The organism is Candidatus Binatus sp. (assembly GCF_036567905.1).
Classification (GTDB): domain Bacteria; phylum Desulfobacterota; class Binatia; order Binatales; family Binataceae; genus Binatus.
Map to the genome: position 1 here is coordinate 17216 of NZ_DATCTO010000013.1, position 22992 is coordinate 40207.

General features: G+C 63.6%; 23 protein-coding genes. 21 read left to right on the forward strand and 2 right to left on the reverse strand.

Annotation, left to right across the window (positions count from 1 at the left end; genetic code table 11):
- Positions 1–41: 41 nt before the first annotated feature.
- The 8 genes from VIO10_RS02025 to VIO10_RS02060 all read left to right on the forward strand — a co-directional run bounded on the left by VIO10_RS02025 (position 42) and on the right by VIO10_RS02060 (position 7749).
- Positions 42–1640 carry a B12-binding domain-containing radical SAM protein gene (locus tag VIO10_RS02025; protein WP_331958742.1) on the forward strand — a complete coding sequence of 533 codons (1599 nt, stop codon included), beginning with the start codon at positions 42–44 and terminating at the stop codon, positions 1638–1640.
- A gap of 116 nt (positions 1641–1756) precedes the next feature.
- Positions 1757–2458: a MotA/TolQ/ExbB proton channel family protein gene (locus VIO10_RS02030; RefSeq protein WP_331958551.1), complete on the forward strand. Its 702-nt coding sequence runs from the start codon at positions 1757–1759 to the stop codon at positions 2456–2458.
- Between the two features lie 11 nt (positions 2459–2469).
- Positions 2470–2904: a protein TolR gene (tolR, locus tag VIO10_RS02035; RefSeq protein WP_331958554.1), complete on the forward strand. Its 435-nt coding sequence runs from the start codon at positions 2470–2472 to the stop codon at positions 2902–2904.
- A 9-nt stretch (positions 2905–2913) separates the two neighbouring features.
- A complete protein-coding gene (locus VIO10_RS02040; protein WP_331958557.1) occupies positions 2914–4008 on the forward strand; it encodes a cell envelope integrity protein TolA in 1095 nt (364 codons plus the stop codon).
- Positions 4009–4071: 63 nt separating this feature from the next.
- Complete coding sequence (locus VIO10_RS02045) at positions 4072–5412, forward strand: DPP IV N-terminal domain-containing protein (protein ID WP_331958560.1); 1341 nt, start codon at positions 4072–4074, stop codon at positions 5410–5412.
- Complete coding sequence (gene pal, locus VIO10_RS02050) at positions 5405–5941, forward strand: peptidoglycan-associated lipoprotein Pal (protein ID WP_331958563.1); 537 nt, start codon at positions 5405–5407, stop codon at positions 5939–5941. The genes VIO10_RS02045 and pal overlap by 8 nt, the downstream gene beginning before the upstream one ends.
- Positions 5942–5952: 11 nt before the next feature.
- Entirely contained in the window at positions 5953–6801 is an 849-nt protein-coding gene (locus VIO10_RS02055; protein WP_331958566.1) for a tetratricopeptide repeat protein, read from the forward strand.
- 24 nt (positions 6802–6825) lie between these two features.
- A complete protein-coding gene (locus VIO10_RS02060) occupies positions 6826–7749 on the forward strand; it encodes a bifunctional riboflavin kinase/FAD synthetase (RefSeq protein ID WP_331958569.1) in 924 nt (307 codons plus the stop codon).
- 3 nt (positions 7750–7752) lie between these two features.
- On the opposite strand, the gene VIO10_RS02065 is transcribed toward VIO10_RS02060, so the two are convergent.
- Positions 7753–8637 (reverse strand): LLM class F420-dependent oxidoreductase, encoded by an 885-nt coding sequence (locus VIO10_RS02065; protein WP_331958572.1) that lies wholly within the window; start codon positions 8635–8637, stop codon positions 7753–7755.
- Positions 8634–9506 (reverse strand): hypothetical protein, encoded by an 873-nt coding sequence (locus VIO10_RS02070; protein ID WP_331958575.1) that lies wholly within the window; start codon positions 9504–9506, stop codon positions 8634–8636. The genes VIO10_RS02065 and VIO10_RS02070 overlap by 4 nt, the downstream gene beginning before the upstream one ends.
- Before the next feature lie 269 nt (positions 9507–9775).
- On the opposite strand from VIO10_RS02070, the gene hemE reads away from it, so the two are divergent.
- From hemE to rpsB, 13 genes are all read left to right on the forward strand, one after another.
- Positions 9776–11749 carry a uroporphyrinogen decarboxylase gene (gene hemE / locus VIO10_RS02075; RefSeq protein ID WP_331958578.1) on the forward strand — a complete coding sequence of 658 codons (1974 nt, stop codon included), beginning with the start codon at positions 9776–9778 and terminating at the stop codon, positions 11747–11749.
- Between the two features lie 4 nt (positions 11750–11753).
- Positions 11754–12680: a ferrochelatase gene (gene hemH, locus VIO10_RS02080; RefSeq protein ID WP_331958581.1), complete on the forward strand. Its 927-nt coding sequence runs from the start codon at positions 11754–11756 to the stop codon at positions 12678–12680.
- 43 nt (positions 12681–12723) lie between these two features.
- A complete protein-coding gene (gene hemG, locus VIO10_RS02085; protein WP_331958745.1) occupies positions 12724–14142 on the forward strand; it encodes a protoporphyrinogen oxidase in 1419 nt (472 codons plus the stop codon).
- 21 nt (positions 14143–14163) lie between these two features.
- Entirely contained in the window at positions 14164–15423 is a 1260-nt protein-coding gene (gene dinB / locus VIO10_RS02090; RefSeq protein ID WP_331958584.1) for a DNA polymerase IV, read from the forward strand.
- 90 nt (positions 15424–15513) lie between these two features.
- A complete protein-coding gene (locus VIO10_RS02095; RefSeq protein WP_331958587.1) occupies positions 15514–15993 on the forward strand; it encodes a MarR family winged helix-turn-helix transcriptional regulator in 480 nt (159 codons plus the stop codon).
- Positions 15994–16062: 69 nt separating this feature from the next.
- Positions 16063–17469, forward strand: coding sequence for a 3-isopropylmalate dehydratase large subunit (leuC, locus tag VIO10_RS02100; protein ID WP_331958590.1), 1407 nt, complete (start codon positions 16063–16065; stop codon positions 17467–17469).
- 173 nt (positions 17470–17642) lie between these two features.
- Entirely contained in the window at positions 17643–18248 is a 606-nt protein-coding gene (leuD, locus tag VIO10_RS02105; protein ID WP_331958593.1) for a 3-isopropylmalate dehydratase small subunit, read from the forward strand.
- A 67-nt stretch (positions 18249–18315) separates the two neighbouring features.
- A complete protein-coding gene (locus tag VIO10_RS02110) occupies positions 18316–18534 on the forward strand; it encodes a hypothetical protein (RefSeq protein ID WP_331958596.1) in 219 nt (72 codons plus the stop codon).
- 35 nt (positions 18535–18569) lie between these two features.
- Entirely contained in the window at positions 18570–19571 is a 1002-nt protein-coding gene (locus VIO10_RS02115; protein WP_331958599.1) for an RluA family pseudouridine synthase, read from the forward strand.
- Positions 19572–19893: 322 nt separating this feature from the next.
- On the forward strand, positions 19894–21285 hold the full coding sequence (gene rho / locus VIO10_RS02120; protein WP_331958602.1) for a transcription termination factor Rho: 1392 nt from the start codon (positions 19894–19896) through the stop codon (positions 21283–21285).
- Between the two features lie 93 nt (positions 21286–21378).
- Positions 21379–21705 carry a hypothetical protein gene (locus VIO10_RS02125; protein WP_331958605.1) on the forward strand — a complete coding sequence of 109 codons (327 nt, stop codon included), beginning with the start codon at positions 21379–21381 and terminating at the stop codon, positions 21703–21705.
- A 5-nt stretch (positions 21706–21710) separates the two neighbouring features.
- Entirely contained in the window at positions 21711–22049 is a 339-nt protein-coding gene (locus VIO10_RS02130; protein ID WP_331958608.1) for a hypothetical protein, read from the forward strand.
- Between the two features lie 157 nt (positions 22050–22206).
- Complete coding sequence (gene rpsB, locus VIO10_RS02135) at positions 22207–22989, forward strand: 30S ribosomal protein S2 (protein ID WP_331958611.1); 783 nt, start codon at positions 22207–22209, stop codon at positions 22987–22989.
- Positions 22990–22992 lie beyond the last annotated feature (3 nt).

Below are 22992 nucleotides of genomic sequence, written 5' to 3' on the forward strand. Positions count from 1 at the left end.
ACAGCACGGACTCGGAGCGTTGGCGGCGAGCAGAGGTGGCCATGCTGGTATTTCTAATCCATGTTCGCGACCCGCAATTTTACGCCGTGCCGGCGGACGGCCGCGCGGAAAACGGCAACCTGCGCATCATGGGGTTCCCGCCGATCGGGATCATGTCGCTCTCCGCGGTGCTCAAACGCGCCGGCCATGAATGCGTGATGTTCGACCAGGCCAACAGCGAGACACCAAACCAGGTCATCGTCGAGCAGATTCGCACGCGGCGGCCCGACCTGGTCGGGTTGAGTTTTCTGAGCACGACCAGTTATCCCTACGCCAAGATTCTCGCCCGCCAGATCCGCGCCGTCGATTCCAAGGTCAGAGTCGCCATCGGCGGCGTCTTCGCGACGCTGAATGCGCCCTTGGTGAAACTGCAATGCAGCGAAGTGGATTTTGTCTGCCGCGGTGACGGTGAGCAGTTAATTCTCGACCTGGTTGACCAGCTCGACAATCCGGCGGCTGTCGCCGGGCTGACCTGGGCGCGAGACGGCCAGGTGGTAAACAATCCGGACCGGGCGGTCGAGCGCGACCTCGACCAGTGGCCTTTTCCGGACCGCGAAAGCCTCGCGCTGGACTTCATCGAGTCGATGCCGCTGGATGTGCCCACGGTTCTGTCAATGGACCGCTTCACCACGATGCAGACGTCGCGCGGATGCCCGTGGCCCTGCGTTTTCTGCGACATTCCGGTCTTCAACCAGAGCAAGTGGCGCTCGCGCAGCCCTGAGCACGTGCTCGCGGAATTCAATCATCTGAAGGAACACGGCTACGGTGCGGTGTACTTTGTCGACGATCATTTCCTGCTGCAACCCAAGCGGATCGAAGCCATCTGCAAAGGGCTAATCGAGAGCGGTCCGACCATCCACTGGGGATGCGAGGGCAGGGTCGATTCGGTTGCCCAACATCTGTTTCCGGCGATGGCAAAGGCCAATTGCCGCACTCTGATGTTCGGGATCGAGAGCGGCAGCCAGAAGATCCTGGACCGGCTCAAGAAGGAGCAGACGCTTAAGGAAGTTGAGACCGCGGTCACCAACGCCAAGCGGGCGGGAATCGAAATCGTGCACGGCTTCTTCACGGTCGGCAACCCCGACGAGACCGTGGCCGACCTGAGGGCGACATTTGATTTTGCCGCGCGGCTGCCGCTCGACACGTTCAACTTCAACCGCCTATGCGTCTATCGCGGCACCCCGTTGTGGCAGGAATATGTCCGCCGCAACCTGGTTGACGAGGCCCGAGACTGGTTCAAGTATTTCAAGTGTTCCGAGATCGATCCGACCTGCCTGCCGGGCGAGGTGATCAACCGCGAGCGCAGCGCGGGTTTCCGCAGGATATTCCGTTACAAGCTGCTTCATTATCCGCTGCAGACGGTTCGGCTACTGCGCCGTTTCACGCGCTTCATGCCGATGCGCGACGTGGTTTACCTGATACTCAAGCCCTTTTTCGGCAAGCCGCGCGGACCCACGGCGGCTGAGACCCTTTCGCGCGCCGTCGAGCATGCGGAGCTTAAGGACTCGGCCGCGGCCCTCACCCAGGTCAGCGACGCGATGTTCGAGCAGGCGATTGCCGAGTCCCAGGCCCAACGGGCCCTAATTCAGCCCGGGTCATGAAGTCCGGATAAATCGCGGGCGCGCCAGCGGCGAGATGACCGTGCTGGTTTTGGGCGCGCTGATACCCTTATAATAAACCGATTATTCAGCCGAATGGCGGTATTATGCTCCATCAGGTGAGTGGTGCAGGCGGGTTGGGGGTGGTGGAACTGGTGCTGGGCACGGGCCCGGTGGTGGCAGTCGTGTTGTGGCTGCTGGTGGCCTTTTCGGTCGGCAGTTGGGGGATCATCCTTTACAAACTGATTGAGATTTCGCGAGCGCGGCGCCAGTCCGAACGCTTCATCGCGATCTTCTGGGAATCGAAGAACCTCGCCGCGATTCACACCGCGAGCGTCGGGCTCAAGCGCAGCCCGGTCGCGCAGGTTTTCCGCGCCGGCTACCAGGAGCTCCTGCAACTCACCCGCGCCAAGCGCCAAGCGGTCGGAGCGGAAAGCGGCTTCTCGACCGATCTCGGTGGAATCGCCAACGTGATGCGCGCGATGAAGCGCCAGGAAAACGTCGAGCTGACCAAGCTCGAATCCGGCATCACGTTCCTGGCCACCACCGGTTCGTCGTGCCCGTTCATCGGACTGTTCGGCACGGTGTGGGGAATAATGACGGCGTTCCTGGGCCTGTCGGCGTCTCATACCTCGAGTATCCAGGCGGTCGCGCCTGGAATCGCCGAGGCGCTGATCACGACTGCGGTCGGCCTGGTCGCGGCGATCCCGGCGCAGATGTTCTACAACTACTTCATCGCGCGGGTGCGAGTACTGGCGACCGAGATGGATAATTTCACCGCCGAATTTTTGAACATCGCCGAGCGTCATTTCCTTTCGTAGGCGGCATCGCAATGGCATTCGATCCAGGACAGCGCGGGCAGATGGTTTCCCAGATCAACGTCACCCCGCTGGTGGACGTGATGCTGGTGCTGCTGGTCATCTTCATGGTCACGGCGCCGATTATTCAGCAGGGCGTCGAGGTCACGCTGCCCAGCGTCAAGGCCGAGGCGCTGCCCGGCAAGGAAGAGCAGTTCGTCGTGTCGATCACCCGCGACAGCCAGATTTATCTCAATGACGCGAAGCTCTCGGCGGATGACCTGACCGGCAAGCTGAAGGCGATTGCGCAGGAGCGTCCCGACCGCCAGGTTTTCATCCGCGCCGACGACCGGGTGCCCTACGGCGAGGTGATTCGCACGATGGCAGCGATTAAGGCCGCAGGAATCGAAAACGTCGGGATGGTGACGGAGATGCCGGCGGCCAGCGGCACCGACGCGGGCGCGAAGTGAGCGCTGAGCGTGGCATCGCGGGACCATAACGGTGACGAGCAGCCGTCGCGAATCGGGTATTTCGCGGCGGTCTTCGTCTCCGCGCTCGGGCATGCTGCGCTGTTCGCGACGGTGTTCTTCATCGCGCCGCGCTTTTTGCATCCCGAAGAAACCGCGCCGCCCGCATACACGGTGAAAATCGTCGATAACATTCCAGCCGGCGACCTCGGAACGCATCTGCCGCGCATCAATCGGCACCGGGCTGACGAAGCCAAGCAGGCGGCGCCCAAGCCCGAAGAATCGAAGATCAAGACCGAGCCGCCCAAAACAGAACTCGCGCTCAACGACGATAAGAACGCGCTCAAGATAAATGTGAAGGCGACCGACGCTCCGACCGCGACCCCCACGCCCGAGCCAACTGTCGAAGCGACGCCGGAGCCCACTATCGAGCCCACCGTCGAGCCCACGACCGCGCCGACGATTGCGCCAACGCCGCAGCCCACTCCGGCGCCGGCGAAGCGCGCGAAGCCAAAGCCCACGCCCGATCAGGCGTCGCGCAATCGGCCCAAGCCTGAATCGACGACAGCAAAGGCAAAGATCGCATCGACGCCAAGCGTCGCGCAGCAATTTGCGAAACTGAGGCGCCACTTGCTCGCGGAGCATGTCGAGGAGCTGGCGAAGAACCCGCCTGAAGATGAAGATGGCGACGATTCCGGCGCGGCCGAGGCCAATCCCAAGGGTCCGGCCGGCGGAGGACCCGTCGTCGCAAGCCGGGCGAGTGAAGGAGCGGGCTACGGAGTCGGCGCCGGCAAGGGCAGCGTCGGGATTCTACAGGACCCGGAATTTATCATGTACTATAAGACCGTGCAGGAACAGATTAAAAAGTCGTGGACCTTTACCGGCGGGTCGAACGATCTGACCGCGACCGTCAATTTCGCGATCGGCCCCGACGGTGCGCTGACCGCGGTGAAGATAGGCACGAGTTCGAACGACTCGGCGTTCGATGATTCCGTGATTCGCGCGATTCGCCGGGCGGCGCCGTTTCCCGCGCCGCCGGAAAAGTTTCGCGACCAGTTTTCTTCCGGGATCAAAGCCTTGTTTCAGCTCGGCGAACTCAAGTCCTGAGCTTGTGATGCTGCTGGAGGTGCGGATGAACTTTATCAGTGTTTGTTTTTTCAGTGTCGAAACATGAAGCGGATAATTCAAGCTTGCGCGGTTGTGTGCGCGATTGTTTTGGCGGCGACGGCGGGCCGGGCGGTCGCGCAGCCCGCTGGCGCAGGGCCGATCACAATCACGATCGCGGGACCCGGCTCGCAGCTCTCGGCAATCGCGGTGTCGGGGCTGAAGAATCTCGGCGGCGACGACGACCATCGCGCCGGCAGCGCGTTTGTCGGCACGCTGCGGCGCGACCTCGAGCTTTCGGGTTATTTCAGAATTATCGATCCGCACGCGTACATCGAGGACCCGCAAGCGTCGGGCTTCGAGCTCGGCCAGTTCAATTTCACCGACTGGCGATCGATCAACGCCGACTTTGTGGTCAAGGGTTCGGTCTCTGCCGGCGGCGCGGGGGTGAAGCTGACGGCTTTTCTCTACGACGTGGCGCAGCAGCGGCGCATGATGGGCAAGAATTACAGCGGCGACGCGGGTGACGTGCAGCGGATGGCGCGCCGATTCGCCGACGCGATCCTTGAAGCTGCGACCGGGCAGCGCGGGCCGTTCGATTCCAAGCTCGCCTTGGTCTCGACCGGCGGCGGCCGCTTCAAGGAAATCTATACGCAGTCGATCGACGGCCAGGACCTGTTCAAGCTGACCGACAATCCGACCATCAACCTGTTCCCGAGTTTCGATCGCAGCGCGCGCTACGTGCTGTATCTCTCGTACAAGAGCATGGCGCCGGCGCTTTATCTGGCCGATCTCAAGGACCAGCGCGAAACCAAGCTCGACAGCCCGCGCGGCCGCGTGATCGGCGGCACGATCTCGCCCGACGGGGAGCGAATCGTCGCCGCGATCGAGCGCGACGGCACCACCAATCTGTATCTGATAACGCGCGAGGGCGCCGAAATTCGCCAGCTCACCGACACCAACGGAATCAACGTCAGTCCCGCGATTTCCCCCGACGGCGGCACCCTCGCGTTCACGTCGGATCGCTCGGGCTCGCCGCAAATTTACGTGATGAATCTGGCCGGCGGTGCGCCGAAACGACTGACCTATAGCGGCGATTACAACACCACGCCCGCGTTTTCGCCCAAGGGCGACAAGCTGGCATATCAGAGCCGCAACAACGGACATTTCGACATCTGGACGATTCCGGCCGCCGGCGGTGAACCCGTGCAAGTGACAGATGGCAACGGCTCCAACGAGTATCCGAGTTGGTCGCCCGACGGACGCTATCTCGCGTTCAGCTCGACGCGCGGCCACAACTCGCGAATCTATATAGTGATGGTCGGTAACCGGAAAATTATTTCCGCTTTGACGGAGGGTAATGGTAATGATTCCTGTCCAGCGTGGTCGGGGTGGTTGGGTGACTAGTCGTTCGACGATCGCCAGAGTGGTTACGATTGTGGGTGTTGCGGTGATGCTGGCGCTGGCCGCATGCTCGTCGAAGAAGCCGGCCCCGATAGGCGGCGAAAACAATCTCAACGGGAGTCAACTTGGTGAAAATGGGGTTGGCAAGGGCGGCGGCAACTCGCTCGAGGACTGGAAGAACGGAAAATTCGGCGCGCAAGGTCCGCTCAGCGACATTCACTTCGCGTACAACGAGTACACGATTCAAGAGCAGGACGGCTCGGTGCTGAAATCCAATGCGAGCTGGCTGCAAGCGCGTCCGCAGACGCGGGTCCAGGTCGAGGGTCATTGCGATGAGCGCGGCTCCGAGGAATACAATATCGCGCTGGGCGCCAAGCGCGCGCAGGCCGCCAAGGATTACCTGGTGACACTGGGAATCAGCGGCAGCCGAATCTCGACGATCAGCTACGGCAAGGAGCTTCCACTTTGCACCGAGCACGACGAAAGCTGCTGGTCGCAGAACCGGCGCGATCACTTTGCGGTAAGCGAATAAGGATTAGAAGCGTGCGAAAAACGAACTGGACGATCGGCGCCATCGCCGCCCTTGCCGCGGCCTTCGCGCTGGCCGGATGCGCCGAGCAAGGCGACGTGCAGCAGCTCAATCAAAACGAGTTCACCCTGCGCGGGATGATCGCGAGCGACCGCCAGCAAATCAATTCCCTCAAGCAGCAGATTCAACGTCAGAACGATCAGATCGAGGAGCTCAAGCACGGCGCCGCCGGCGCTGGCGGCAACGCCTCGTCGATGAACGATCGAGTCGCGAGCCTCGAGGCCGAAGTGAAAGCATTGCAGGCCGGGATGGCGGCAACGCCCGGCGCGGGGGCAGACTCCGTCGGCCCGGCGCCCGCGCCGGCAGTAGCGTCGGCAGAGACGCCGTCGGGCGGCGCCGCTGCGCCCGCCACGCCCGCCGCGATCCCTCCGACCTGGCCGAGCGAACTCGATCAGGAAATTGCGGACGCCGGGACTTCGAACGAGCCGGGCGTGAAGATCTATCGCGAAGGCCTCGACGCGATGAAGGCCGCCAAGTATCCGCTCGCGGTTACCAGGTTCACCAAGCTGCAGCATGCGTACCCGAAATCGCCGCTGAGCGAGCCGGCCGAATACTTTGCCGCCAACGCGTTGTTTGAAACCGGCGGTTACGACCAGGCGATTTTGCAGTTCAACGATCTCGTGATGCGCTTTCCCAAGGGCAAATACGCCAGCGCCGCCTTGCTGCGCGAGGCGCAGGCATTTGTCAAGCTCAACGATCGAATCGACGCGCGCCTGACCCTGCAGAAGCTGGTCGCCGATCACGCGGGAACTCCGGAAGCGGACTCCGCGAACACGATGATGAAAGATCTCGCGAGCGATTAAAGCTGCGCCTTCGCGCACGATTGAATGGAAATAATTCGCGACCTCGGAGCGCTCGCGCGCCATCCCTACCCGGTCACCGCGATCGGTAATTTCGACGGCGTCCACCTCGGCCATCGCGCGATCTTGAAGGCCGCAATCGATCACGCGCGCGCGGCCGGCGGCACCGCGTTCGCGCTCACGTTCGATCCGCTGCCGGCCAAACTGCTGGCGCCGGCCCGCGCGCCGCGGTTGATCCTGACCCCGGATGACAAACTCGAAATGCTGCGGCTGTCGGGCACCGACGGCGTGATCGTGCTCGATTTCACGCGCGCCCTGAGCCTGCTCTCGCCCCGCGATTTCGTGCGCGACTACCTGCGCGCAAAGATCGGCGTGCACGAAGTGGTGGTCGGGCACAGCGTAAGCTTCGGCCACAATCGCGCGGGCAACGCGGCCATGATGGTCGAACTCGGCCGCGAATTCGGTTTCGATACGGAGGTGGTCGGACCGATCAAAATCGGCGGCATCGAAGTCAGTTCAACCAAGGTGCGCGGGGCGATCGCGGCCGGCGACCTGCGCGGCGCCGCCAGGCTGCTGGGCCGTTACCACTTTTTACGCGGGACCGTGGTGCGCGGACGCGAGCGCGGACGGACCATCGGATTTCCGACGGCGAATCTCGCCAACGAGACAGAATGCATCCCGCCCGACGGCGTTTACGCCGCCCGCGTCATCCTCGACGACGGCGCCTACCCGGCGATCGCCAACATCGGGATGCGTCCGACATTTTCGGAGAGCGAGCGATCGATCGAGGCGCATATCTTCGACTTCACGCGCGACCTCTACGGGACGCGGATCAAGCTCGAACTGGTCGAACGAATCCGCGCCGAGCGCAAGTTCGACAACGCCGATGCGCTCAAGGCGCAGATCGCTCTGGACCTGAGCAAGGTGCGCGAGGTCCTGTCCGCGGCCTAGGCGCTAGCGGATTTTTGCGGCGGGTTCGATCCAGTCGCGCGCGATCTGCTCGATCCATCGGCCGATTTCCGACTCGTCGTTGGGCGGATAGGCGGGTATCACCAGTTCGTTGACGCCGGCCGCGCCGTACTTCTTCAAATCGCCGGAAGTGATCTGCTTGGTATACGGGCAGACCATGATTTCGACTTCGCTCGGGTCGCGTCCGTTGGCTTTCAGCATCGCGCGCAGCTTGTCCGCCAGCGGCGCCGCCTCGTCCGGTCCAACGCTGAAGCCGAACCATCCGTTGCCGATGTCTGCCGAGCGTTTCAACGCGGGCGCGCTTTCGCCGCCGAAGATTATCGGCAGCTTTCCGCCGCGCACCGGCTTCGGAAAACTTCTCGCCGCATCAAAATTCACGAATTCGCCGTGGAAGGTCGTCACCTCCTCGGACCACAGCCGCCGCATCACTTCGATGTACTCACGCGTCCGCTGCGCGCGCCGCTCGAACGGAATTCCCAGCGCCGCAAATTCCTCCGCCGACCATCCGATCCCCACCCCCAGCGCGAATCGTCCTTTGGAGAGCCGGTCCAGGCTCGCGACTTCCTTGGCCAGCACGACGGGGTTGTGCTCCGGCACCAGGCAGATCCCCGTCGCCAGCCGGATCGTTCGGGTCACCGCCGCCGCAAACGTCAGCGTGATAAATGGATCGAGCCAGTCCGCACCGCCCGGCAGGGGGAACACGCCACTCTCCGCGTAGGGGTACCGGGAATCCTGGCGGTCGAAAAGCACGACGTGCTCCGCCGCCCATAGCGTTGAAACTCCGCAACGCTCTGCCGCCTCGGCCGTCTTCGCAATCACGCCGGGACGCGCGCCCGTGCCGATTCCCAGCGCGAACAGGCCGACCTTCATTGGCCCGGCTCCGAACCATTTGCGCCCGCCGCGATTGCCGCCGCTTTGCTGAACTTGAGCATGAAGCGATCGGTCTGACCGCGATGCTTGAACACAATCCAGGTGCGATCGTCTTCAGGGTGGCGTAGCGCGCTCGACGCTCCGGACAGCCTGAAGCCCGCCTTCTCCACATCCTTGATTAGAAAATTCTCGTCGATTCGGTGGAGCGTGGTGGTCACCGTATCTTTGGCGCCCGGCTGCGCGCTGTGATCGACGATCCCGTAAATCCCGCCCGGCTTGAGCGCCTTGAACACCGCCGCGTTCACGTTCTCGCGATTGAGCTTGAAGCCGACCATGTCGTGGTAGTTGAGATGGATGATCACGGCGTCGAGCGAGCCCGGCGGCGCCGGCAACAGGTCGGGCGCATCGAAGGGTTTGCTGACCTTGACGACGTTCTTGAGCGCCGGCTCTTTGAGCCGTTCGTTCCAGATATCTTCGCTTTTCTTGAACTGCACAGGGAACGGTCCGTTCTGCGAGTAAACCGTGCCGGTCGATCCGACGATTCGCGCATACAGCTCGGTCATGTACCCGCCGCCCGCGAATATGTCGGCAATCTTCATCCCGGGCTTGATTCCGTAAAACGCCATGATTTGATCGGGCCTGCGGCCTGCGTCGAGCGCCTTGTCCGCGGCCGGCCGATCGGGCGATTTGATCGCGTCGGTAATTTCCTTGGAGATCTGCGCGGCGGGAATTGGGGCGCTTTCAGCCACGCTCGCCGCAACCGGGGCATTCTGCGCGCGCGCCGGCGGCGAGATCCACGCGACTGCGGCGAATGCGACCATCGTTGACAGGACCAACCGGCAGGCTCCAATACGCATTCTCATAGTCATCTCGATTCTCCGCGCAGCGGTGGACTTTTTCGCGGCTCGCTTTTCACTGTTCGCTTTTCACTGTTCGCCACAGCCGACAGCTAACACACCGGTCGCAAAACGGGCAATGCGGTTTCTGCCGCCGCTCGCGCGCGCCCCGCATAGCGCAAAGGCAGGCGGCGGGGGAGTGGACGCGGGCATCGTGCGCGCGGCAAGATTAACGACGCGGCGTGGCCGCTCGCGATGAACCCGGAAACGGAATCCAATTCTCGAGACACCCCCAGCTTCAGATGAACCCACAGACAGACTCCAATTCCTCGGACGGCACGCCCGGCTTCGGCAGACTTCGCGTCGTCGCGTTCGAGAGCCGCATGGCGGCGGAAGTAGCGACGATGATCGAGCGGCGCGGCGGCGTCGCGATTATCGCGCCGGCGATGCGCGAGGTGCCGCTCGAGGACAATCACGCGGCGCTGGATTTCGCCGATCGCCTGCTGGCCGGCAAAAGCGAATTCGAGGCGGTCATTTTTATGACCGGCGTTGGGACCCGCGCGCTGTTCCAGGCGATGGAAACGCGCCATCAGCGGGCGTCGATAGCGGCGGCGCTGGCCGCAATCGCAACTGTGGCGCGCGGCCCGAAAGCTATTCGCGCGATGCGTGATCTTGGGGTCGAACCGTCAATAATGGTGCCGGAGCCGAATACCTGGCGCGAAGTGCTCAGCGCGCTCGCGTCGCAGGTCGAACTCAAGGGCAAGCGCGTCGCGATCCAGGAATACGGGGTTTCCAATCACGAGCTGACCGCGGGGCTCGAGGCGCGCGGCGCCCGGGTCACGATTATTCCGGTATATAGGTGGACGCTGCCGGCCGATCGCGCGCCGTTGCGGGCGGCGTTGAACGCGATCGCGGCGGGCGCAGCGGACGTGGCTATTTTCACCAGCTCGAACCAGGTCACGAACGTCATTCAGCTCGCCGACGCCGAGGGAATCGGCGACGCCGTCAGGCGCGGACTGGCGCGCATGGCGGTTGGCTCGATCGGACCGGTATGCTCGGAGCAGATTCGCGCCTACGGGCTGCGCGTGGACTTCGAGCCGGAGCATTCGAAGCTCGGCCATCTGGTTAAAGCGGCGGCGGCGCAGGCGGCTTCGATTCTAATCGCGAACCGCGCCGACACCCATCGGATTGAACCGGGCCCGGCGCCGAATCCGCGGCGGCGGGCGATTTCGAACGCGCCGCGATCTCCGCTCGCCGACCATCCGATGCTCAAGGCGTGCCGGCGCGAAGCCGCCCCCTACACTCCTGTCTGGCTGATGCGCCAGGCGGGCCGCTACATGCCGGAGTATCGGCGCGTTCGCGAGCGTCATGGCTTTCTCGAGATGTGCAAGCGGCCCGAGTTGGCCGCTGAAGTCACCGTCACGGCGGTCGAGCGGCTCAAGGTGGATGCGGCGATCATTTTCGCCGACATCCTGCTGCCTCTGATCCCGATGGAAGTCGGGCTGCATTTCGAAAAAGGCGACGGGCCGGTGATCGATCGCCCGGTTCGCACCGAGGCCGACCTCGAACGGATTCCCACCGTCGACGTGGCGGCGCTCGGCTTCGTTGGCGAGGCGATCAAGCTGGTGCATCGCGCGATCGGCGCGACGACTCCGCTGATCGGATTTGCCGGGGCGCCGTTCACGCTCGCGTCGTACCTGATCGAAGGCGGCTCGTCGCGGCAATACCAGGCGACCAAAACTTTCATGTACATGCAGCCCGAAACGTGGCATCGCCTGATGGAGCGGCTGGCGCGCACGACCGCGGATTATCTTAAGATGCAAATCGCGGCGGGCGCCGACATCGTCCAGATTTTCGACAGCTGGGTCGGCAGCCTTGGCCCGGACGACTATCGCCGCTTCGTGCTGCCGCATACCGCGTCGGTGATCGCGGCGATTCCCGCCGACGTGCCCGTAATCCACTTCGGGACCGTGACGGGAAACCTGCTCGAGCTGATGCGCGAGGCGGGCGGCGACGTTATCGGCCTGGATTGGCGCGTCGATCTGGCCCAGGCGTGGGCGCGGCTCAATTACAGCGTGGCGGTGCAGGGCAATCTCGATCCGATCGCGCTGTTCGCCGACGTTGCCGACATCCGCACACGCGCCCGCGCGATTCTCGATCAGGCGGGCGGACGCCCCGGACATATTTTCAATCTCGGCCACGGAATACTTCCGGATACGCCGGTCGATCACGTGATCGCACTGGTCGATGCGGTTCACGAGATGAGCGCACGCTGACGCGATGACCACGAAGGCAAAGTGCGACGCGGTGTTGATGATCGGGTTCGGCGGACCGACGCGCGCCGACCAGGTGCGGCCGTTTCTCGACAGCGTTCTGCGCGGACGGCCAATCCCGCGCGAGCGCTACGAGGAGGTGGTGCATCATTACGATCTTCTCGGCGGGCGCTCGCCGTACAACGATCTCACGATGCGGCAGGCGGCGGCGCTGCGCGAGGAGCTTGCAAAAAAAGGCGCGCGCGTGCCGGTCGCGGTCGGGATGGCCAAGTGGGAACCGTATGTTGCCGACTCGATCCGCGCGCTCGCTGACGGTGGAGCGCGGCGCGTGCTCGGCTTCATCATGGCGGCGCATCGCAGCGAAGCCAGCTTCGAGCGTTACCAGGCAACCGTCAACGACGCGCGCGCTGCTTTGGGCGAAGCGGCACCCGAAGTCGTGTATCCCGAGGGGTGGCACGACCATCCGCTGTTCATCGCGGCGGTGGCGTCGCGCACGCGCGAGGCGTACGCGCGGCTGGACGAGCAAGAGCGGCCGCGCGCGCGGCTGATCTTCACCGCGCACAGTATTCCGCTCGCGATGGCGCAGGCCGGGCCGTACGTCGAGCAGCTTACGCAGTCGGCGCGGATGGTCGCTGCGGAGCTTGGGATCGGCACGTGGCAATTCGCATATCAAAGCCGCAGCGGCAGCCCGCGCGAGGCGTGGCTCGAACCCGACATCAAGGATGCGCTTGGGCGCCTGGAGGCGAGGCCGGCGGTAGTCGTGCCGATCGGTTTTTTGTGCGATCACGTCGAAGTGCTGTACGATCTCGATATCGAGGCGGCGCAAATCGCGCGCGCGGCCGGAACCAGGATGGAGCGCGCGCCGACGGTCGGGGACCATCCGTTGTTTATCGAGATGATGGCTTCGATAATCGCGCCGTACGCGCGCGGCTGACGGATCGCACGAGGGAGATGTTCAAACGGACTCCGGCGCACATATCAAACGGGTTGCGGTAATCGGCGGAGGAATCACCGGGCTCGCCGCGGCGTATCGGCTTCGCGAGCTCGCGGCGACGCGCGAATTTCCGCTCGAAGTGGAATTGCTGGAACGCGGCGCGAGCTGCGGCGGAGCGCTCGAGACGATTCGCCGCGACGGATTTGTAATCGAGACCGGCGCCGATTCTTTTTTGTCGGAAAAACCATCGGCCGCCGAGCTCGCGCGGCGGCTTGGCCTCGGCGCGGAACTGATTCCGACCCGCGAGATCTACGGCAAGACCTTCGTGGTGCGTGCGGGGCGGCTGGTCGAGGTCCCGGCGGGATTTATGATGCTCGCGACGGCGCATTTCGGGCCGGTTTTTCGAAGTCCGCTTTTTTCGCCGCTCGGAAAATTTCGGATGGCGCTGGAACCGTTCATCGCGACGCGAACCAGCGGCGACGACGAGAGCCTGGATTCGTTCGTGACGCGGCGACTGGGGCGCGAGGTGCTCGAGCGCGTTGCGCAGGCGCTCGCGGGCGGCATCTACACCGCCGATCCGAAACACCTCAGCACCACGGCGACGATACCGCGCTTTGTCGAGATGGAGCGGCGCCATGGCAGCCTGTTCAAGGGAATGCGCGCGGCAGAGCGGGCGCGCGCGTCGCAGAGTCCGGAGGTGAGCGGCGCGCGATGGAGCTTGTTCCAGAGCTTCAGGAATGGGATGGCGACGCTGCCCGAGACAATTGCGGCGCGGCTGGGCGGGTCGATTCGCACCGGAGCGGAAGTCATCGGGATGTCGCCCACGGCGGACGGATGGCGGCTCGCTTTGGCCGCCGGCGGCTCGATCGACGCCAACGCGGTAATCTGCGCCGCGCCGGCGTACGCGGCCGCGCGGATCGTGTCGCCGCTTGAGCCGGCGGCGGCGAAGTTGCTCGCCGGAATCAGTTACGCGTCGGCGGCGACGGTCAACCTGACCTTTCGCGAGAGCGACTTCGAGGGTCCTCCGCGCGCATTCGGCTTCGTGGTGCCGGCAATCGAGCATCGGCGCATAATCGCGGCCAGCTTTTCGAGCTTCAAGTTCGAGGGACGCGCACCCGCGGGCGCAATCCTGGCGCGCGCGTTCATCGGCGGCGAGCTGCATCGCGAAATGATGAACCTTGGCGACGACGAGATGGTCACCGCCGTGCGCGACGAGTTTCGCGCGCTGCTCGGCGTGACCGCGGCGCCGGGAATCACCGTGGTCAGGCGATGGCCCGATGCGATGCCGCAGTACGACGTCGGGCATCTGGCGCGGGTCGCCGAGATCGAGCGCCTGGTCGCCCCGATTCCCGTCTTCGCAATCGCGGGCGCGGCTTATCGCGGCGTGGGCAGTCCCGATTGCGTGCGCGGCGGCGAAGCTGCGGCCGATACGATCTTCGCCAAACTCTCGATGCCGAAATAAGACTCCGATGATGGCGCGGCCGTGAGCATCGAGGAAGCTCCCACCGCCGGCTCCGCGGCCCATTGGCCGCGAGTGATCGCGCACGCGGACATGGACGCCTTCTACGCGTCGGTCGAAGTGCTCGACAACCCCGCCCTGCGCGGCCTGCCGGTAATCGTGGGCGGGCGCAGCGCGCGCGGGGTGGTGACGTCGGCGTCGTACGAGGCGCGCAAATTCGGCGTGCGTTCCGCGATGCCGACCGGGCAGGCGCGCAAACTGTGTCCGCAGGCGATCTTCGTGCCGGGCCGGATGGATCGCTACGTGGAAATCTCGCGGGTGGTGCGCCGCGTGTTCGAGAGCTTCAGTCCGATCGTCGAACCGCTCTCGCTCGACGAGGCTTTTATCGATCTGACCGGCACCGAGCGCCTGCTCGGGCCGCCGCTGGACGCGGCGCGCGATCTCAAGCGCCGGGTGCTCGAAGAAACCGGGCTGGTCGCATCGGTGGGCGTCGCGCCGACCAAGATGGCGGCGAAGATTCTGAGCGACATGTCGAAGCCCGATGGATTGCTCGCGGTGGCGCCGGAAAAAATGCAAGAATTTCTGACCCCGCTGCCGGTCGAAAGGCTGTGGGGAGTCGGACGGGTGACGCTCGCGCGGATGCATGAATGCGGGATTAAGACGGTCGGCGACCTTGCGCGGCGCGATCCGGCGGAGCTCAAGAACCTGTTCGGCACGATGGGACCGCATCTGCATGAACTGGCGTCGGGCAACGACACCCGGCCCGTAATCGCCGACTGGCAGCGCAAGTCATACGGCGAGGAAAATACTTTCGCGCGGGACCTGGCGCTCGACTCGGATGAAATCAGGCGGATTCTGATCGCGCATGGCGACGCGCTGGCGCGCCGGCTGCGCGCCGACGGGGTGCGCGCGCGCACGGTGACGCTGAAGCTGAAGTTGGCGCGTCCACTCGGCGGCGGGCGCTATCCGTTGATCACGCGCAGCTTCTCGCTGGACGCCGCGACCAATGACGGGCCGGAAATCTCGCGCGTCGCTACGCAGTTGCTGTCGAAGGCCGGTGGGCAGGACAAAATTCGTCTCGCCGGCGTGCAGGTGCATCAGTTGGAGCGCGCGGATAGTGCGCAGCTCGGACTGTTCGACGCGCCGTCGGCGGACAATCGCGATCGCAAGCGCGACCGGCTCAATCGGGCGCTGGATTCTGTCGCGAAGAAGTTCGGTGACGAGGCCGTGACGCGCGGGTTGGCGCGCGCGGAGCGCGCCGCGCCGACGCGGCGAATCAAATGACCCAAGCCCTTCGCTGACGGGAAGGGAAACCCATCGCCGGCTATTCCGCCGCTTGCAAAGATTGCTTAACTAGAGTTAATATCTTGCCTGATGCAAGCAGTTGGACGCCGCGACCCAATCTTCCGCGCGATCGAAGCGATGACCGCGCTGGCCGAAATCTTCGAGCGCCGGCGCGAGGTGCTGGCCCGCGACGCGGGCATCACGATCGAGCAGTGGCGCGTGCTCGAGGAAATCTCGACCGAGCATTTTATTCCGTCGATGTTCGCGCGCAGCCGCGACAGTTCGGCGGCGGCGGTGTCGAAAATATTGCGCCAGCTTCTCGACAGCGGACTGGTCTCGGCCGCGATTGGACGGGCCGACCGCAGGAACCGGCGTTACAAGCTGACCGCGAAGGGAACCAGAGCGCTGGGCAAGCTGCGCGCGTCGCGCCAGGCGGCGATCGAGGCGATATGGACGGGATTTTCGCGCGACGAGCTGGCCGCATTCAGCGCGTTCGCGATCAAGCTCTCCGATCGGATCGAACGCTATTCGCGCGGGAAAAGTGCGCGGCGCGCGGCGGCGGCCCGATGAACTTCAACGGCGCTCTTTTGCTAATTTAGAAATCGTTACGCCGCCGATGCGGCGGGAGTTGAAAACGCAATGGCCGCAAAGACCCTGTTCGAGAAAATCTGGGAAGAGCACGTGGTCCGCGAAAAGCAGCGTGAGCCTTCCCTGCTCTACATTGACCTGCACCTGGTTCACGAGGTCACGTCGCCGCAGGCGTTCGAGGGACTGCGCCGCTCGGGGCGCAATGTCCGCGCGCCGCATCGGACCTACGCCACGCAGGATCACAACGTGCCGACAACCGATCGGAGCAAGCCGATCACCGATCCCGATTCGAAATTGCAGATCGAGACGCTCAGGCACAACTGCGCGCAGTTCGGGCTGCGGCTGTTCGATATCGGCTCGCGCGAGCAGGGGATCGTGCACGTCATCGGGCCGCAGCTCGGGCTGACGCAGCCGGGCATGACGATCGTTTGCGGCGACAGCCACACCGCTACTCACGGCGCATTCGGGGCGCTGGCGTTCGGCATCGGCACCAGCGAGGTCGAGCACGTGCTGGCGACGCAATGCCTGTGGGAAGAGCGTCCGCAGACGTTTGAAATTCGCGTCGATGGAAAGCTCGGCACGGGAGTCGGCGCCAAGGATTTGATCCTCGGCATCATCGGCAGGATCAAGACCAACGGCGCCACCGGGCACGTGATCGAGTATCGCGGCGCGGCCGTCGAAGCGCTGTCGATGGAAGAGCGCATGACAGTGTGCAACATGTCGATCGAAGGTGGCGCGCGCGCCGGGATGGTCGCGGCGGACAAGACCACCGTCGAGTATCTGCGCGGGCGCCGGTACATCCCCAGCGGCAAGGAGTTCGACGATCTCGCGGCGCGATGGCTCGAATGCCGCAGCGACGCCGGCGCGAAGTTCGATCGAAGCCGGGTATTCGACGCCGCGACGTTCGCGCCGCAAGTGACGTGGGGCACGAATCCCGGGATGGTCACCGACGTTGGGGGAAGCGTGCCGAATCCCGCCGAGATCGGCGACCAGCAGCAGCGCGAGACGGTCGAGCGGGCGCTCGCCTACATGGCGCTTCGGCCCGGCACGAGAATCGAGGACATCAAGATCGATCGCGTGTTCATCGGATCGTGCACCAACTCGCGGCTGAGCGATCTCACGGCCGCCGCCGCCGTCGTCAAGGGACGCAAAGTTGCGCCGACCGTGCACGCGATGGTCGTGCCGGGATCGCAGGAGATCAAGGCGGAGGCGGAGAGTCTCGGGCTGGACAGAATTTTCACGGAGGCCGGCTTCGAGTGGCGCGAATCGGGATGCAGCATGTGCCTGGCGATGAATCCCGACGTGCTGCAGCCGGGCGAGCGATGCGCCAGCACGTCGAATCGCAACTTCGAAGGGCGCCAAGGCAAGGGCGGACGCACGCACCTGGTCAGCCCCGCGATGGCGGCGGCGGCGGCGATAGCAGGACACTTCGTCGATGTGCGCGAGTGGCAGGGGTGACCCCTGCACCCAGTATTAAGGCCGCCCGCCGTTGGCGGGCGCGGCCCCTGCCGCGGGCGCGCAGTCTTTTAATACTGGCCAGCCGTGCCAACGGCCAGGGGTGACCCCTGCACCCAATGGTAATGGCAGGATGCGGGACTTCGTCCCTATTAGAACTTAGTCAGGAGACACAGATGCAGGCATTCAAGAATTTCAGCGGGATGGTCGCGCCGCTCGATCGCGCCAACGTCGATACCGATCAGATCATCCCCAAGCAGTTTCTGAAGGCTGTTGTGCGGACCGGCCTCAAGAGGGGGCTGTTCATCGACTGGCGGCTCAATCCCGACGGCACCGAGAACAAAGATTTCGCGCTGAACAAGCCGCGCTTCCAGGGCGCGTCGATTCTGGTCGCGCGCAACAATTTTGGCTGCGGCAGTTCGCGCGAGCATGCGGTGTGGGCGCTCGATGACGCGGGCTTCCGCGCGGTGATCGCGCCGGAGTTCGCCGATATCTTCCACAACAACTGCTTGAAGAACGGCCTTCTTCCGATCACGCTCCCGGCCGGCGAGGTCGAGCATATTTTTCGCGCCACCGGCGACTACGAGGCGTACCGGCTCACGATCGATCTCGAAAAGCAGACGGTGTCCGACGATTTCGGATGGACCGCGGATTTCGAGATAGAGCCGTTCCAGAAGAAGTGCCTGCTCGAGGGTCTCGACGATATCGCGCTGACGCTTGCGCACGAGGACCGCATCCTTGCGTACGAGAAGGCGCATCCATTGCCGCATCGCTTCGAGTAGATGCGTCGCCGGCGACGCTGGCGCCGCGTGCGTCGCGGGGGGAAACTCATCGCAGGTGCCAAATCGCATGAAACCAATCTTCTCGATGGTAATCGTCGCGCTGTGCTCGACCGCGCTGGCTGGATGCTGGTTCTATTCGAGGCCCGACTCTTCGACTGGCTGTCAGAAGACCACCTACGGCGTCGTCACCGCCACCACCAGCAGCGAGAATTGCCCTCCCGCTGACGCCGGCAAACCGCCACCGCCGCTGACCGCACCGCCGTTACCGCCGCCCTCGATGCCGTGATTTGTGCGTCGAGGTGGTAAATCGCGCTCGTGATTTTGCCAACGACAATCACCGCGGGCGCCGGGCACGACCGCATGCGGCTGGACGTGTTCGTATCGATGCGGCTGGCGCCGGAGTACTCGCGCTCGCAAGTGGCGCGGATGATCAAGGCGGGACTGGTTACAGTCAACGGCGCTGTCGCGCGCGCGTCGAGCGGGGTGCGAACGGGAGATCGCATCGACGTCGCCGCGGCGCCCGCCGGTGCGCTGTGCGATCCTTCAAGCTACACGGAAGGTGACGTGCCGGAGATTTCCGTAATTTTCGCCGACGACGAAATAATTGTCGTGAACAAGCCCGCCGGCATGACGGTGCATCCCGCACCCGGCCATCCCAACGGCACGCTCGTGGACGCGCTGCTGGCGCGATTTCCCGAACTTGCCGCGATGGCCGAGCCTGACGGCGTGCTGCGTCCCGGCATCGTGCATCGCCTCGACAAAGACACCTCGGGCGTGATGGTGGTGGCGCGGACGCCATTTTCGCGCACCGCGCTTTCCCGGCAGTTCAAGGAACGCAGCGTGAGCAAGACCTATCTGGCGATCGTCAAGGGCATCGTCGCGCGCGATCGGCTGACGATCGAGCGTCCCGTCGGGCGCCATCCAGTGGAGCGCAAGCGGATGTCGGTGCGATCGCATGCGCCGCGCGACGCGGTCAGCCATCTGACGGTGCTTGCGCGCTTCGATCCCGTGAACCCGGGCGAAGCCGGAGCGTCGCTGGTGCGGGTAAAACCTGACACCGGCAGGATGCATCAGATTCGCGTGCATCTCGCGTCGATTGGTCATCCGTGCCTGGGCGATCCTTTATATGGCGGCAAGGCGGGAGACGGTGGATTTTTTCACGGACAGGCGCTGCATGCGCTGGCGCTTTCGATCGCGCATCCGAGGTCGGGCGCGCGGCTCGAATTCATTGCGCCGCTGCCAATCGAATTCGTCGAATTTCTCGCGCAGAAGTCATTTGCGGCGGATGCGCCCGAGCTTCGGCGATGGATCGAACTTGCTTGATGGCCGTTGACACGGAGGTCCGATCCCCGTTGACACGGCGGCAATGCTTGGGTAGCGTTTTGGTAGAGCTTCCGCACTGAGGACGCTGAGACGGGTGGGGTGGCGAGTCCCGTTTCCCTGCGGTCCGTAATTCCGAACTCGAACTCAAGGCGTTAGTTGTTCCGAATCCCGGCCGCTCGAGCACTCATGAATCTATGATGGTATCTCCCGACGTGGGAGGCCATTTACAAGCAAACGACCATAGCCTGCGGCGCGCGCGCTTAAACGGCGGCGGGTTGCAGCACTCAAGAACATGATGGAGTCCAGGTTGCGGGGAAGGCATATGGGCAAGGGCAGAGGGGCTGCGAAGAACGACGAAGGACGCTTCGACGACTCGCGTTCGTCAAACGGGGCGCCGCGCCAGGTAAATCTGGATGGCAATCCGAATCTTCCGCCGCCGGCGCCGGTAATCAGCGACGAAGGGGTGCTCAACCTCAAGTCGCTCAAGCGCGCGAAGATAACCGAACTGGCGCAGATGGCGCGCGACTTCAACGTCGATGGCGCCACCAACATGCGCAAGCAGGAGATGATCTTTGCGGTGCTGCAAGCGCAAGCCGCCAAGAACGGCTCGATCCTCGGCGAGGGCGTGCTGGAAATTCTGCCCGACGGCTTCGGCTTCCTGCGCGCACCGGACTACAACTACCTGCCCGGCCCCGACGACATTTATATTTCGCCGAGCCAGATTCGCAAGTTCAATTTGCGCACCGGCGACGTGGTATCCGGCCTGATTCGCCCGCCGAAAGAAGGCGAACGCTACTTCGCGCTGCTCAAGGTTGAATCGATCAACTACGAGGATCCTGAAAAGGCGCGCGACAAGATCCTGTTCGACAACCTGACCCCGCTCTATCCCGAGGAGCGCATCAAGCTCGAATACAATCACGAGGATCTGACCACCCGCATCATCGATTTGATCGCGCCGATTGGCAAAGGCCAGCGCGGACTTATCGTCGCGGCGCCGTTCACCGGCAAGACCATGATGCTGCAGGCGATCGCCAAGGCGATCGCGCACAACCATCCCGAGATCGTGCTGATCGTGCTGCTGGTCGATGAGCGGCCCGAGGAAGTCACCGACATGCTGCGTTCGGTGCAGGGCGAGGTCGTAAGCTCGACCTTCGACGAGCCGGCCACGCGTCACGTGCAGGTGGCCGAGATGGTAATCGAAAAGGCGCGGCGGCTGGTCGAGCACGGGCGCGACGTCGTGATTTTGCTCGACTCGATCACGCGGCTGGCGCGCGCATACAACACGGTGGTGCCGCCGTCGGGCAAGATACTGTCGGGCGGCGTCGATTCCAACGCGCTGCACAAGCCCAAGAAGTTTTTCGGCGCCGCGCGCAACACCGAAGACGGCGGCAGCCTGACGATTATCGCAACCGCCCTGGTCGATACCGGCAGCCGGATGGACGAGGTTATTTTCGAGGAGTTCAAGGGCACCGGCAATCAGCAGATAGCGCTGGACCGGCGCCTGCTGGAAAAGCGGATTTTCCCGACGATCGACATCCAGCGCTCCTCGACCCGCAAGGAAGAACTGCTGCTGCCGCGCGCCACCCTGAACCGCGTGTGGATACTGCGCAAGCTGCTGGCGCAGCTCAACGCAGTCGAAGCGATGGAATTCCTGATCGACAAGATGGACAAGACCAAGACCAACGAGGAATTCCTCGAGTCGATGAACGCCTAAGCGGCGCGGGAACCGACCGGATAGCGCCTCAGGTGATCACAGATAACGACTGGGTCGATGAACTTTTGCCCGCGAAAAGCGTATAAGTTGCGGGTGGGCAACGGAAAAATCCGCCACGTCGCCGCGCTCGCGTTCGTCGGCTGGTATCTGATGATGCCGCCTGATTCCACCAAAATCCCTCATGAGGTTGATTCCGACGCTCCGCTTTCGCGCTGGACTGTCGTCGCCACTTTCGACACCGAGGATAACTGCGAGAAGGTGCTCACGGGCGTTCAGAAAACGGAGCAGGACCCGATCGAGCTCGACAAAACGGGCAAGCTCAAGCGCCTCCAGAAAAATGACGCCGCATTGGGAAAATCGCGCGCGATTAATGCCGGCTGCGTCGAGAGTGACGATTTCCGCCTGAAGGGGAAAAGATAAGGCAGATGCGACACTGCTATCGCCACGCCGCCGCGCTCGCGCTTGTGGGCTGGTATCTGATGGTTCCGCCTCCGCCTCAGGATGCTCGCGATCCAAATCCCAACGAGAAGGCACCTATGTCCCAGTGGAGTCTACACGACAGCTTCGACACCGCCGCGGAATGTCGCCACGCAAAGACCTTGGAAGAGAAGCGCCTGCATGGGATGTTTGTGAAACAATCGGACCCTCCGCATAATCCGTTTCGATTGCATTCTGGACTGGCAGAGCTTTCCCGCGTCCTGTACCGGCAGATGCTTGCTGCTGAGTGTATCGCGACTGACGATCCGCGACTCAAGGAAAAGTGATTCGGCGAAATCCAGCCACTCGTGATTTCAAAACCAGCCACTCAAGCTGAAATCAGGCCAGTACCCCGGATTGCCGGGCGCTTTCCTACCACGCCCCAGCCTGATATTAGTTCAAGATTGCCCCGCATACGGGGCCAAGAGGCAGGAACAAAATTCTATGACTGAAATCAGCATGAAGCAGCTTCTGGAGGCCGGCGTTCATTTCGGCCATCAGACCAGCCGCTGGAACCCGAAGATGAAGCAATACATCTTCGGCGCCCGCAACGGTATTTACATTATCGATCTTCAGCAGACGGTGAAGATGTTTCGCGCGACCTACGACTTCGCGCGCGATCTCGCTGCGGCGGGCGGCACCATGCTGTTCGTCGGCACCAAGAAGCAGGCCCAGGACATCGTCAAGGAAGAGGCCGAGCGATGCGGGATGTTTTACGTCAACAACCGCTGGCTGGGCGGGATGCTGACCAACTTCCAGACTATCCGCGCCTCGATCGACAGGCTCAGGAAGCTCGAAGAAGTCATGGCCGATCCGGAGATGATTCGCGCACTCAGCAAGAAAGAGATGAGCGACAACGGACGCGAGCATGAAAAGCTGATGAACACGCTGGCCGGGATCAAGAACATGCGCAAACTCCCGGACGCGCTGTGGGTGATCGACACCAAGAAGGAAGATATAGCCGTTGCGGAGGCGAACCGCCTCGGTATCCCGGTCGCCGCGGTGGTGGATACCAACTGCGACCCCGACCTGATCGCGTATCGAATTCCCGGCAACGACGACGCGATCCGCGCGATCAAGCTGTTCACGGCGGCGGTCGCCGACGCGATCATCGAAGGCAGGCAAATCGCCGAGGAACGCGCCAAGGGGCAGCAGGATATCCGCTCGGACGCCGGCGCGGTGGCAGACCCGGGAGCATCGGCGCCCGATTCTCCAAGCGCGGTCTAGCCG

Coding starts and splice junctions, on each gene's coding strand:
- tolR (WP_331958554.1), top strand. CDS start 2,470: ATGGCATTCGATCCAGGACAGCGCGGGCAGATGGTTTCCCAGATCAAC.
- VIO10_RS02025 (WP_331958742.1), top strand. CDS start 42: ATGCTGGTATTTCTAATCCATGTTCGCGACCCGCAATTTTACGCCGTG.
- leuC (WP_331958590.1), top strand. CDS start 16,063: ATGGCCGCAAAGACCCTGTTCGAGAAAATCTGGGAAGAGCACGTGGTC.
- rpsB (WP_331958611.1), top strand. CDS start 22,207: ATGACTGAAATCAGCATGAAGCAGCTTCTGGAGGCCGGCGTTCATTTC.
- VIO10_RS02095 (WP_331958587.1), top strand. CDS start 15,514: ATGCAAGCAGTTGGACGCCGCGACCCAATCTTCCGCGCGATCGAAGCG.
- VIO10_RS02130 (WP_331958608.1), top strand. CDS start 21,711: ATGCGACACTGCTATCGCCACGCCGCCGCGCTCGCGCTTGTGGGCTGG.
- hemH (WP_331958581.1), top strand. CDS start 11,754: ATGACCACGAAGGCAAAGTGCGACGCGGTGTTGATGATCGGGTTCGGC.
- hemE (WP_331958578.1), top strand. CDS start 9,776: ATGAACCCACAGACAGACTCCAATTCCTCGGACGGCACGCCCGGCTTC.
- leuD (WP_331958593.1), top strand. CDS start 17,643: ATGCAGGCATTCAAGAATTTCAGCGGGATGGTCGCGCCGCTCGATCGC.
- rho (WP_331958602.1), top strand. CDS start 19,894: ATGGGCAAGGGCAGAGGGGCTGCGAAGAACGACGAAGGACGCTTCGAC.
- VIO10_RS02110 (WP_331958596.1), top strand. CDS start 18,316: ATGAAACCAATCTTCTCGATGGTAATCGTCGCGCTGTGCTCGACCGCG.
- VIO10_RS02065 (WP_331958572.1), bottom strand. CDS start 8,637: ATGAAGGTCGGCCTGTTCGCGCTGGGAATCGGCACGGGCGCGCGTCCC.
- VIO10_RS02045 (WP_331958560.1), top strand. CDS start 4,072: ATGAAGCGGATAATTCAAGCTTGCGCGGTTGTGTGCGCGATTGTTTTG.
- VIO10_RS02060 (WP_331958569.1), top strand. CDS start 6,826: ATGGAAATAATTCGCGACCTCGGAGCGCTCGCGCGCCATCCCTACCCG.
- VIO10_RS02070 (WP_331958575.1), bottom strand. CDS start 9,506: ATGACTATGAGAATGCGTATTGGAGCCTGCCGGTTGGTCCTGTCAACG.